This window comes from Haemophilus haemolyticus (assembly GCF_001008275.1).
Classification (GTDB): domain Bacteria; phylum Pseudomonadota; class Gammaproteobacteria; order Enterobacterales; family Pasteurellaceae; genus Haemophilus; species Haemophilus haemolyticus_P.
The window spans coordinates 36,393-48,576 of the sequence record NZ_LCTH01000018.1; the positions used below are offsets into that span (position 1 = coordinate 36,393).

At 38.7% G+C, this 12,184-nt stretch carries 15 protein-coding genes; 7 read left to right on the forward strand and 8 right to left on the reverse strand.

What is annotated here, in order from left to right; translation table 11 throughout:
* The first annotated feature begins 7 nt into the window (after positions 1-7).
* The gene (ndk, locus tag AAX15_RS02470; RefSeq protein WP_046938976.1) at positions 8-430 is read left to right on the forward strand and encodes a nucleoside-diphosphate kinase; all 423 of its coding nucleotides are present in this window, start codon (positions 8-10) and stop codon (positions 428-430) included.
* Positions 431-502: 72 nt separating this feature from the next.
* On the opposite strand, the gene cgtA is transcribed toward ndk, so the two are convergent.
* The 4 genes from cgtA to rplU form a co-directional block, all read right to left on the reverse strand.
* On the reverse strand, positions 503-1,675 hold the full coding sequence (cgtA, locus tag AAX15_RS02475; RefSeq protein ID WP_046938977.1) for an Obg family GTPase CgtA: 1,173 nt from the start codon (positions 1,673-1,675) through the stop codon (positions 503-505).
* Positions 1,676-1,702: 27 nt separating this feature from the next.
* On the reverse strand, positions 1,703-2,623 hold the full coding sequence (locus AAX15_RS02480; protein ID WP_046938979.1) for a DMT family transporter: 921 nt from the start codon (positions 2,621-2,623) through the stop codon (positions 1,703-1,705).
* An 80-nt stretch (positions 2,624-2,703) separates the two neighbouring features.
* Positions 2,704-2,961, reverse strand: coding sequence for a 50S ribosomal protein L27 (gene rpmA / locus AAX15_RS02485; protein ID WP_005626413.1), 258 nt, complete (start codon positions 2,959-2,961; stop codon positions 2,704-2,706).
* 20 nt (positions 2,962-2,981) lie between these two features.
* The gene (gene rplU, locus AAX15_RS02490) at positions 2,982-3,293 is read right to left on the reverse strand and encodes a 50S ribosomal protein L21 (RefSeq protein ID WP_005626416.1); all 312 of its coding nucleotides are present in this window, start codon (positions 3,291-3,293) and stop codon (positions 2,982-2,984) included.
* A gap of 213 nt (positions 3,294-3,506) precedes the next feature.
* On the opposite strand from rplU, the gene ispB reads away from it, so the two are divergent.
* Positions 3,507-4,496, forward strand: a complete 990-nt coding sequence (gene ispB / locus AAX15_RS02495; RefSeq protein WP_046938981.1) for an octaprenyl diphosphate synthase — start codon at positions 3,507-3,509, stop codon at positions 4,494-4,496.
* A gap of 49 nt (positions 4,497-4,545) precedes the next feature.
* Positions 4,546-5,283, forward strand: a complete 738-nt coding sequence (locus AAX15_RS02500; RefSeq protein ID WP_046938982.1) for an epoxyqueuosine reductase QueH — start codon at positions 4,546-4,548, stop codon at positions 5,281-5,283.
* 51 nt (positions 5,284-5,334) lie between these two features.
* On the opposite strand, the gene rplS is transcribed toward AAX15_RS02500, so the two are convergent.
* Genes rplS through rpsP form a run of 4 tightly spaced genes read right to left on the reverse strand, consistent with a single transcriptional unit; the run spans position 5,335 to position 7,320 of the window.
* Positions 5,335-5,685 carry a 50S ribosomal protein L19 gene (gene rplS / locus AAX15_RS02505; RefSeq protein ID WP_005626422.1) on the reverse strand — a complete coding sequence of 117 codons (351 nt, stop codon included), beginning with the start codon at positions 5,683-5,685 and terminating at the stop codon, positions 5,335-5,337.
* 36 nt (positions 5,686-5,721) lie between these two features.
* Positions 5,722-6,462, reverse strand: a complete 741-nt coding sequence (gene trmD / locus AAX15_RS02510; RefSeq protein ID WP_046938984.1) for a tRNA (guanosine(37)-N1)-methyltransferase TrmD — start codon at positions 6,460-6,462, stop codon at positions 5,722-5,724.
* Between the two features lie 37 nt (positions 6,463-6,499).
* Complete coding sequence (rimM, locus tag AAX15_RS02515) at positions 6,500-7,027, reverse strand: ribosome maturation factor RimM (protein WP_046938985.1); 528 nt, start codon at positions 7,025-7,027, stop codon at positions 6,500-6,502.
* Positions 7,028-7,071: 44 nt separating this feature from the next.
* Positions 7,072-7,320: a 30S ribosomal protein S16 gene (gene rpsP, locus AAX15_RS02520; RefSeq protein WP_005626429.1), complete on the reverse strand. Its 249-nt coding sequence runs from the start codon at positions 7,318-7,320 to the stop codon at positions 7,072-7,074.
* Positions 7,321-7,630: 310 nt separating this feature from the next.
* Between rpsP and AAX15_RS02525 the strand changes: the two genes are divergently transcribed.
* The 4 genes from AAX15_RS02525 to aroB all read left to right on the forward strand — a co-directional run bounded on the left by AAX15_RS02525 (position 7,631) and on the right by aroB (position 12,184).
* On the forward strand, positions 7,631-8,410 hold the full coding sequence (locus AAX15_RS02525) for a hypothetical protein (RefSeq protein WP_046938986.1): 780 nt from the start codon (positions 7,631-7,633) through the stop codon (positions 8,408-8,410).
* 24 nt (positions 8,411-8,434) lie between these two features.
* A complete protein-coding gene (gene nadN, locus AAX15_RS02530) occupies positions 8,435-10,240 on the forward strand; it encodes an NAD nucleotidase (RefSeq protein ID WP_046938988.1) in 1,806 nt (601 codons plus the stop codon).
* Between the two features lie 293 nt (positions 10,241-10,533).
* A complete protein-coding gene (gene aroK / locus AAX15_RS02535) occupies positions 10,534-11,076 on the forward strand; it encodes a shikimate kinase AroK (protein WP_005626436.1) in 543 nt (180 codons plus the stop codon).
* A 19-nt stretch (positions 11,077-11,095) separates the two neighbouring features.
* Positions 11,096-12,184 carry a 3-dehydroquinate synthase gene (gene aroB, locus AAX15_RS02540; protein WP_046938990.1) on the forward strand — a complete coding sequence of 363 codons (1,089 nt, stop codon included), beginning with the start codon at positions 11,096-11,098 and terminating at the stop codon, positions 12,182-12,184.

Here is a 12,184-nt window from a genome sequence, read left to right on the forward strand (position 1 = left end):
AGATATGATGGCAGAAAGAACTTTTTCGATTATTAAACCTGATGCGGTAAAGCGCAATCTAATTGGGGCGATCTTAACGCGTTTTGAGCAAAATGGCTTTAAAATCATAGCCTCTAAAATAGTACGCTTAACTCGTGAGCAGGCTGAAGGCTTTTATGCCGAGCATCAAGGCAAAGAATTTTTTTCTCCTTTAGTTGATTATATGATGTCTTCACCGATAGTGGTTTCTGTTCTTGAAAAAGAAAATGCAGTGAAAGATTACCGCACTTTGATTGGTACAACGAATCCAGAAACTGCAGCAGAAGGTACAATTCGTAAAGATTTTGCATTGAGTCAGCGCGAGAATTCGGTTCATGGTTCGGATAGTGTGGAAAGTGCAAATCGTGAAATTGCTTATTTCTTTACTGATTCTGAAATTTTTGAGCATTGATTGATAGTAAAAAGCACCTAAACTATTGTTTAGGTGCTTTTGCATTTTAAATGCTTACAAAATTAGACCTTCTTAAGGTTTATAGATGAACTCAATTCCTTCATCATCTTCTTCGGTCCAATCATCATCCCAATCTTCGTCAATATCAAGTTGATGCTCCGCTAGTTGTTCCTGATGATAATCTTCCCATTTGAATTTCACTTCTTCAGGTGAAACTTGTTGTGTTTCAGCTTCGCGTGGATTTGCTATGATAAAGTCCATAATATCATGACAAAGTGGTGGAACATTTTTCCCTGTTGCAGCTGAAATCAGGTAATAGTCTTCTTCCCAACCTAATTGTTCAGTAATTTCTCGAGCCCGCTCTTCAGCTTCTTCATCGCTCATCGTATCAATTTTATTGAATACTAACCAACGTGGTTTTTCTGATAATTTTTCACTGTATTGGAAAAGTTCAGATTCAATAATAGCGACATTATCTGCTGGATTAGAGCCATCAATTGGAGCAATATCGACTAAATGAATAAGCACTCTGCAACGTTCTAGATGTTTTAAAAAGCGAATGCCTAGTCCTGCACCATCTGCTGCGCCCTCAATTAATCCTGGAATATCGGCGACTACGAAACTGTGTGAGTCATCAACTTTCACTACACCGAGACTTGGTACTAAGGTAGTAAATGGATAATCTGCAACTTTTGGTTTGGCTGCTGAAACGGCACGAATAAAAGTGGATTTACCTGCATTAGGTAAACCCAGCATTCCCACATCAGCAAGTAGCATTAACTCCAATAATAAATCGCGTTTTTCGCCTGGTGTTCCCATTGTTTTTTGACGCGGTGCACGGTTTACCGATGATTTGAAACGGGTATTCCCTAAACCGTGATAACCACCTTTGGCTACCAACATTTTTTGACCGTGTTGGGTTAAATCTCCCAAGGTTTCTTTGGTGTCATTATCAATAGCGCGAGTTCCTACGGGAACAGGTAAAATAATATCTTTACCGCGACGTCCGGTACAATCTGAACTCCGTCCATTCTCTCCACGCTCTGCCGCAAAGCGTTTATTAAAACGGTAATCGATTAAGGTATTGAGGTTTTCGTCGGCTTGTAAATATACATCACCACCGTCGCCACCGTCGCCACCATCGGGGCCGCCTTTCGGAATAAATTTCTCTCGACGAAAACTTACGCAACCGTTGCCACCATCCCCAGCCTCAATTCGAATAAGGGATTCATCAATAAATTTCATTAAAACTTCTCCAAAATAAACCGCACTTTAATGAGTTTTATGCGGTAATAATTTATGTCCAATCGCGGATAAAATTGCCCCGCATACTACAACAAATGCGCCAATATAGCTAATATTATTCAATTCTGGTGCGGCAAAATCTGATGGGCTAAAATAATGCGCAATATGAGAAAATAGGATCGTGAAAAGAGGTACAAGTGTGATAACAACACTGACTTTTGATACATCCCAACGATTAAGTGCTTCCGCATAAGAGCCGTACCCAATTAAGGTATTTAAACAACAGTAAATAAAACAAATCAGAGCTAAAGGTGTGAGTTCTTGTACTTGCGAGAATTCAGCCATCGGCATAAAGGCTATGGCACAACCTAAATACATCATTAGCAAGATTTGTTGTGAATTAAATTTACGCAACATTAATTTTTGCGCCATTCCATAAGCGACCCAAATAAGGGATCCTGCTACACTTAAGATGACACCTGTTGAATACTGATTGAGTCCAGCAAATACATCAAAACGATCATTAAAGAATAAGCCTAAACCAATTAACAATAAGAAAAGCCCGATCTTTTGGTGCAGCCCCAATTTTTCTTTGAAGATCAGTACACCACAGATTAGCATTCCAAAAGAGGATAAATGAATAAAAATTTGTGCAACTGAAGGTTCAATATAATTCAGTGAACTACTAAATAATAGAAAATTGCCGGTAAGGCCAATTACCCCAATAAGAGCAAGCCAAGCATATTGACCGACTTTCATTAGTTCAGGTAATTTCTTTTTATAAGCAAGTAGGGCTAATAATGATATTGCGGCTACAATAAAACGATACCATACGATAGTTTGCGCATTCATTACAGACAAAGCTTGTTTGAGAGCGATAGGTAAGGATCCCCAAGCCATAGCGGTAATAAGCGCAAAGGTAAAGCCTAATAAAGGTTGTTGTTTCATTGCTTGCTCGCTTATGTAAAATTAAAAAAGACAAAACGCCCCACAAAATTGTAGGGCGTTTCAATCGAATAGATTTTAAATTATTCAGTAACAATACTTACGTATTTACGGCTTTTCTCGCCTTTTACTTCAAATTTAACTTTACCATCTGCAGTTGCGAATAAAGTGTGGTCTTTACCCATACCTACGTTGCTACCCGCGTGGAATTTAGTACCACGTTGACGAACAATGATACTACCTGCTAATACAGATTCGCCACCGAAACGTTTAACACCAAGGCGTTTAGCTTCAGAATCGCGACCGTTACGAGTTGAACCACCAGCTTTTTTAGTTGCCATCTACTTGATCTCCTCTGAAATTATGCTTGAATCCCAGTGATTTTCACTTCTGTGAACCACTGACGATGACCTTGTTGTTTACGACTGTGTTTGCGACGACGGAATTTAACGATTTTAACTTTCTCGCCACGACCTTGTGCAACTACTTCAGCCACTACTTTTGCGCCAGCAACTACTGGTGCACCGATTTTAACATCTTCACCATTAACGACCATCAACACAGAATCGAACTCAACTGTTGCGCCAGTTGCAAGTTCAAGTTTTTCTAAACGAACAACTTGACCTTCGCTCACACGGTGTTGTTTACCGCCACTTTGGAAAACTGCGTACATAAATACTCCGCTTAATTGTGTTTCCCTGCTCTTTAGCAGTCCACACTTAAAAATTCATATAAATAGGCCGCAAATTTTACGGAAAAATCCTACCTATGGCAAGAATTTATTTACAATAAAATAAAAAAATTCCCTTCATTTGCGGATTGATTTCAGAAAGTCCGAAAATTCGGGTAAAATGCACCGCACTTTTGACTAATAATAGATGAAAAAATGAAGAAACAAGATCTTATGAGCATGGACGAGATCCAGAAACTTGCAGATCCCGATATGCAAAAAGTTAATCAAAATATTCTTGCTCAGCTTAATTCAGATGTTCCATTAATAGGGCAGTTAGGTTTTTATATTGTTCAAGGCGGCGGTAAGCGGATCCGTCCATTGATCGCAGTTCTTGCGGCTCGATCTTTAGGATTCGAAGGCTCTAATTCAATTACTTGTGCTACTTTTGTTGAATTTATTCATACTGCCTCTTTACTACATGATGATGTGGTGGATGAGTCCGATATGCGTCGTGGGCGGGCTACGGCGAATTCAGAATTTGGGAATGCTGCAAGTGTACTGGTAGGAGACTTTATTTATACGCGTGCATTTCAATTAGTTGCACAATTAGAGTCATTGAAGATTTTGGGAATCATGGCCGATGCGACTAACGTTTTAGCGGAAGGCGAAGTTCAGCAGCTAATGAATGTTAATGATCCTGAAACGAGTGAAGCTAATTATATGTGTGTAATTTATAGCAAAACTGCGCGTTTGTTTGAAGTGGCTGGTCAGGCTGCGGCAATAGTTGCGGGCGGAACAGAAGCTCAAGAAAAGGCTTTACAAGATTATGGGCGTTATCTTGGAACTGCATTTCAGCTTGTGGATGATGTATTGGATTATAGTGCAAATGCGCAAGCTCTAGGTAAAAATGTAGGCGATGATTTAGCTGAAGGAAAACCAACTCTTCCTCTACTACATGCTATGCGTCATGGTAATGCTCAACAGGCGGCTTTAATTCGCGAAGCGATTGAGCAAGGCGGTAAACGTGAAGCTATTGATGAAGTATTAGCTATTATGGCTGAGCATAAGTCTTTAGATTATGCGATGAATCGTGCAAAAGAAGAAGCTCAAAAAGCAGTAGATGCAATTGCAATGTTGCCAGAGAGTGATTATAAGAAGGCGTTGATTTCTTTAGCTTATTTGTCTGTGGATAGAAATTATTAGCCCTTGATTTAGCTTATATACTTGAACTAATTAATTTTAATTAAACTTTATGAATACAGAACTTCAATCTAAACCTGAGCAAAGAGCGGTTAATTTTCAAGGTAAAACTCGTAAACAAAAAGTACGCAAAGATCCTAACGCACCTTTTATTCGTGAAAAACTTGAGTTGCCGGATGGGCATAATAAACTTCTTTTACATTCATGCTGTGCGCCTTGCTCGGGTGAAGTGATGGAAGCAATCCTTGCATCAGGCATTGAATTTACGATTTATTTTTACAATCCGAACATTCATCCACTCAAAGAATATTTAATTCGTAAAGAAGAAAATATTCGTTTTGCCCAAAAATTTGGCATTCCATTTATTGATGCAGATTATGATCGTCAAAATTGGTTTGATCGTGCCAAAGGCATGGAATGGGAGCCTGAGAGGGGAATTCGTTGCACTATGTGTTTTGATATGCGCTTTGAAAAAGCTGCTGAATATGCTCATGAACATGGTTTCCCTGTGTTTACTAGTTGCCTGGGGATTTCTCGTTGGAAGGATATGAATCAAATCAATGGCTGTGGGCATCGCGCTGCGGAAAAATATGATGATGTTATTTATTGGGATTATAACTGGCGTAAAGAAGGTGGCTCGCAACGCATGATTGAGATTAGTAAGCGGGAGCGGTTTTATCAACAGGAATATTGCGGTTGTGTGTATTCTTTACGTGATAGTAATAAATGGCGAGAAGAGACTGGTCGTCAAAAAATTGAAATCGGAAAATTGTATTATAGTGCTGATTAATATAATGAATGCAAAAAAGGCTTGGAATTCCAAGCCTTTTTCTTTGCGAAATTATTCGCCCAAACGCTCTTTAATACGAGCTGATTTACCTGAACGTTCACGTAAGTAGTAAAGTTTAGCTTTACGTACTGCACCTTTACGTTTAACTGCGATAGAATCTACAGCTGGAGAGTGAGTTTGGAATACACGCTCAACGCCTACGCCGTTAGATACTTTACGTAAAGTAAATGCTGAGTGTAAGCCACGGTTACGAATTGCAATAACCACGCCTTCGAATGCTTGCAAACGACGTTTGCTACCTTCAACTACCCATACTTTAACCTCTAAAGTATCACCTGGGCGGAAGCTAGGTACGTTTTGTTTTAATTGTTCTTGTTCAAGTTGTTTGATAATGTTAGACATTGTTTGATCCTTTATTGATCCTAGATGTAACTGAAACTAACTGCTATGTTCGGCTTGCGTCTCTTTTAACAGTTTACGTTGTTCGTCAGTCAGAGCTAGGCTTTCTAAGAGCTCAGGGCGTCGGAGCCAGGTTCTTTGTAGCGATTGTTTTAATCGCCATTTCCGAATTTCTTCGTGATGTCCCGACATCAGCACGGGTGGCACAGTTAATCCTTCTAACACTTCCGGTCTGGTGTAATGCGGGCAATCTAATAAACCGTCTGCAAAAGAATCTTCTTCTGCGGAAGCTTGTTTGCCTAATACACCAGGAATAAAACGAGCAACAGCATCAATTAATGTCATTGCCGGCAATTCCCCTCCGGTTAGAACGTAATCGCCGATTGACCATTCTTCATCAATTTCAGTTTGAATCAATCGTTCATCAATCCCTTCGTAACGTCCACATACCAAAATCAATTTCTGATTTTGAGCAAGCTCTGTTACGCCGCCTTGATCGAGTTTACGTCCTTGTGGCGAAAGGTAAATTACCTTTGCGCCTTCTCCTGCCGCTGCTTTCGCAGCATGAATCGCATCCCGTAAAGGTTGCACCATCATCAGCATTCCCGGGCCACCACCATAAGGGCGGTCATCCACGGTTTTATGCTTATCGAATGTAAAATCTCTTGGATTCCAACATTCCACTTGCAGAAGATTATGTTTTACGGCTCTGCCTGTAACCCCAAATTCCGTAATCGCTTTAAACATTTCGGGGAATAATGAAATCACCCCTATCCACATAAAAAGCCTACTACATTACGTTTGTGCATACTTGAGATTAGAAACCAGCGTCCCAATCCACTTCAATAGTTTTCGTGGTGAGATCGACTCTTTTAACTACTTGTTCATACAAAAACGGAATTAACCGTTCTTGTTTTCCAAAAGCATCTTTAGTATTGGCTTTAACTACTAAAACATCATTAGAACCCGTTTCCATCATCTCTGTCACCGTTCCCATTGTATAACCTTCTAGGTTTACGACTGAGCAACCAATTAAATCGTGCCAGTAATAATCGCCTTCTTCCAGTTCTGGGAAAACAGATAAATCTACACCAATTTCAACATTTGCTAAAATTTGTGCGGCTTCACGATCATCAACGCCTTTTAATTTCACGATGATTTCGTGATTATGATGACGCCAGTTTTCTAATTTTGTTGGCTGCCATTCACCTTTGATTTTTAAAAACCAAGGTTGATACTCAAAAATGCTTTCAGCTTGTTCTGTTGATGAATAAATACGTAACCACCCACGAATACCGTAGGTTGAGCCTAGTTTGCCCACAACTTCAATACGTTGTTGTTCCATATTTCTCACCTATCTTAGTTTAAGAACTAAATCAAAAAGCAAAATTATGCTGCTTTTTGTGCTTCTTTTACCAAGCTCGCAACACGATCAGAAAGTGATGCACCTTGACCAACCCAGTGGTTAACACGGTCTAGGTCGATACGAACACGTTCTGCGTTACCTTGTGCGATTGGGTTGAAGAAACCTACACGCTCAATGAAACGACCGTCACGTGGTGAACGGCTGTCAGCTACTACGATTTGATAAAATGGGCGTTTTTTAGCTCCGCCACGAGATAAACGAATGGTTACCATAACCTTCCTCTAAATGTTTAATTTCTAAAAGAATATTCCTAAACTCGAAAGCGATTTAAGAATATAGCTTACTTTTTTCTCTGTATATATAGACAAAAAGCCTGCGAATTTTATACTTTTTGAGCAAAATTGCAAGTTTTGGATGAGCATTCTAATAAGTACGTTATATTCTCTTGAAAAAGTAAACATTATCATTCACATACAATTTTGTTTTACGTATAATCTAAGAAATTCTTAAACAGTTTTAGGTCAAGTTTACGCGTTAAGCGGTATTTTACATTGATAAAATATCAGTTAAATGAGGTTTATTATGAAAATCGGTTTTCATTCTGTGTTACTTGGATTAGCGTCATGTATTAGCATTCAACAGTCTGTGATAGCGAGTCCCCCTCCGTCTTCTCAACAATCAGTATCTACTGAGTCTGCTGAGGCTTTAAAACAACAATTTTCAATTGCTTTAGCCAAACAAGAAAAACAACAAGTTTCGATTTTACAGAAAAAACTCACCGCACTTTTTTCTTTACCTCCCCAATTTCTTGATAATCAGATCCAAATAAGTGAAAAAATCCTCACTCGCATTTTTAAAACAGATAAAAATCTCACTCCTAAATTTCTTGATTACTTATACTTTGAGCCGATAAATACTGGCGATGCTAATTTAATTCAGGAAATGAAGAAAAACTTACTTGTGTCTTTTTTAGCGAATGAGCAGGCAAAAATTTATATTCGTCAAACAGATAATTCGGAGCAATTTGTTCAGGCTTTAATAGAACGGGGAGCAAAGGCAGATCAAATCATATTATTGTCTTTGGATGCTAAAGGCATATTTCAAAAAATTATTGAACAAATACGTCAAGATTTTCCTAATCAAACAACTTTTTCTATTACCGAGAATCGAGTGAGTTTGATAACCCCTTCTTCAGAAATTAAGCCCCGTCTCGCTCTAGCTAATATGATGTTTGCTCGCCAATTTAAAGGGGTCGAGGTTGATGATTTTTCGTATTTAGATCAAGCACGTGAAAATCTTCAACACAATAACTATGCTATTCGTTATAAGACTTTCCAAGCAATGCTTGAAGGCTTAAATTAATCCGTTTACTCATAAGGAGCCATTATGTTTTTATCTAAAAAATCAGTTACCTTTGCAGTTAGTGCGTTAGCAATGCTTTGCTCTGGTTCAACCTTTGCTAAAGAAGCGCCACAAGCTCATAAAGCTGTGGAGTTAAGTATCTTACATATTAACGACCACCATTCTTACTTGGAACCGCACGAAGCGAGAATTAATTTAAATGGTCAACAAACAAAGGTTGATATTGGTGGTTTTTCTGCTGTGAATGGAAAACTTTATGAGTTACGTAAAAAGTATAAAAATCCATTAGTGCTACATGCTGGTGATGCGATTACTGGTACGCTGTATTTCACCCTTTTTGGCGGTTCCGCTGATGCGGCTGTCATGAATGCAGGTAATTTTGATTATTTTACTTTGGGTAATCATGAATTTGATGCGGGCAATGAAGGTTTATTAAAACTACTTGAGCCATTAAAAATCCCAGTACTTTCAGCCAATGTTATTCCTGATAAAAATTCAATTTTATATAACAAATGGAAACCTTACGATATTTTCACTGTGGATGGAGAAAAAATTGCTATTATCGGTTTAGATACCGTGAATAAAACGGTTAATTCCTCTTCACCAGGTAAGGATGTGAAGTTCTATGATGAAATTGCTACCGCACAAATTATGGCAAATGCGCTAAAACAACAAGGCATTAATAAAATCATTTTACTTTCACATGCAGGAAGTGAAAAAAATATCGAAATCGCTCAAAAAGTAAATGATATTGACGTTATTGTTACTGGAGATTCACATTATTTATACGGAAATGATGAATTACGTGGTTTAAAATTGCCAGTAATCTATGAATATCCGCTTGAATTTAAAAATCCGAATGGCGAACCGGTATTTGTAATGGAAGGTTGGGCTTATTCTGCAGTGGTGGGGGACTTAGGCGTGAAATTCAGTCCTGAAGGTATTGCGTCTATTACCCGTAAAATTCCTCATGTGTTAATGAGTTCTCATAAACTTCAAGTGAAAAATGCGGAAGGTAAATGGACTGAATTAACAGGCGATAAACGTAAAAAAGCACTTGATACTTTAAAATCAATGAAGAGTATTTCACTTGATGATCATGATGCAAAAACAGACATGCTTATTTCAAAATATAAAAGTGAAAAAGATCGTTTAGCACAAGAAATTGTTGGTGTTATCACAGGTTCTGCAATGCCAGGTGGTTCAGCAAACCGTATCCCAAATAAAGTAGGCTCAAATCCAGAAGGTTCTATCGCAACGCGTTTTATTGCAGAAACAATGTATAACGAACTCAAAACAGTGGATTTAACGATTCAAAATGCAGGTGGTGTGCGTGCGGATATTTTACCGGGCAATGTAACTTTTAATGATGCTTATACTTTCTTGCCTTTCGGTAATACGTTATATACCTATAAAATGGAAGGTGCATTAGTGAAACAAGTACTTGAAGATGCGATGCAATTTGCTTTAGTTGATGGTTCTACAGGGGCATTCCCTTATGGCGCAGGCATTCGTTACGAAGCGAATGAAACACCAAACGCGGAAGGTAAACGCTTAGTCAGCGTGGAAGTTTTGAATAAACAAACCCAACAGTGGGAACCAATTGATGATAATAAACGTTATCTCGTTGGTACCAATGCCTATGTAGCTAGCGGTAAAGATGGTTATAAAACTTTTGGTAAATTATTTAACGATCCAAAATATGAGGGCGTTGATACCTACTTACCTGATGCGGAAAGCTTCATTAAATTTATGAAAAAACATCCGCACTTTGAGGCTTACACTTCATCAAATGTGAAATTTAATGCTTCAACTGATGCATTAACCTAAAAAATAAAATTAAAAAATAGACTAAAAATAGCGCGTATTTAACGCGCTATTTTTGTTATTACTTTGTAGCTTGAAAACTTCATAGATGATTGAGAATATTGATTATTCCACACCTGAATGGTTTCTCGTGGAAAATAAATTCCCTAGAAAGGTTGAAAAATAGGGTGGTTTATTGCGATAATCTAGGCCATTTTTGGGGAGATCTTTCAAGTAGTCAAATTTGTTTTGGACTGTGTATTTTTGTTAGAAAGATCAAATTTTTATTTCACCTTTAATTTAATTAGAAAAGAACAATGGCGGAAAAACGTAATATTTTTTTAGTGGGACCAATGGGTGCAGGTAAAAGCACTATCGGTCGTCAATTAGCACAACAGCTTAATATGGATTTTATTGATTCCGATGCCGTGATTGAAGAGCGTACTGGCGCGGACATTAGCTGGATTTTTGATTTGGAAGGTGAAGAAGGCTTCCGTAAGCGTGAAGAACGCATTATTAATGAGCTTACTCAAATGCAAGGCATTGTACTTTCAACTGGTGGTGGCGCAGTGCTTTCTAAAGAGAGTCGTAATTATTTATCTGCACGCGGTATCGTGATTTATTTAGAAACAACGGTGGAAAAACAATTCCAACGTACTCAACGTGATAAAAAACGTCCATTGCTCCAAGATGCAGAGAATCCTCGTCAAGTATTGGAAGATTTAGCAAAAATTCGCAACCCGCTTTATGAAGAAATTGCGGACATCACTTTGCCAACCGATGAGCAAAATGCCAAAGTAATGGTAAATCAAATAGTTGATTTAATTGATAATATGAATGGATTGAATGGTGCACTTTAAACACACCTAAGGATAAATTATGCTGTGCGTCAACGTGGAATTGCAAGAGCGTCGCTATCCTATTTTAATTGGTAGCGGATTGTTACAAGATGAACGTAGTTACCCAATTAAACGTGGGGATCGCGTGATGATTGTAACGAATCCCACGGTCGCACAGTTTTATCTTGATACAGTCATTTATGCGTTGGAAAAACGTGGTTGCGAGGTCGATCATGTTTTATTGCCAGATGGCGAAAAATACAAAACGCTTGAATCTTTAAACTTAATTTTCACCGCACTTTTACAAGGTAATCATGGACGAGATACCACGATTATTGCATTGGGTGGCGGCGTAATTGGCGATGTTGCTGGATTTGCTGCGGCAAGTTATCAGCGTGGCGTGCGTTTAATTCAAATTCCAACCACATTGCTTTCACAAGTGGATTCTTCAGTGGGCGGTAAAACGGCGGTTAATCATGAATTAGGCAAAAATATGATTGGCGCGTTTTATCAGCCATCAATGGTTATTATTGATACGCTCACGCTTAATACGCTTCCTAAACGTGAAGTAAACGCGGGTCTTGCCGAAGTTATCAAATATGGCGCCATTTTAGATTACGAATTTTTTGAATGGCTAGAACAACATATTGATGAACTTGTCGCTTTGTATCCTGAGGCGCTTCAACATTGTATTTCTCGTTGTTGTCAAATTAAAGCGGATGTGGTTGCGAGAGATGAAACAGAAAAGGGCGATCGTGCATTGCTCAATCTTGGACATACTTTTGGACATGCCATTGAAACTCACTTAGGTTATGGAAACTGGCTTCATGGCGAAGCTGTTTCGACGGGAATGATGATGGCAGCGGCGCTTTCGAAAGAGCTTGGAGATATTTCTATTGTAGATGTGTCTCGCCTTGAAAAATTACTTGCTCGTGCCAATTTGCCCACCGTATCACCGGATACGATGCAGCCGGAGGACTATTTACCGCATATGATGCGTGATAAAAAAGTTCTAGCGGGTAAATTGCGTCTGGTGCTACTCAAATCTCTAGGCCAAGCTTATGTGGCGAATGATACCGATCATACCCTCGTGTTAAACGCAATTCGTCGTTGTACTCAAACGGATTAA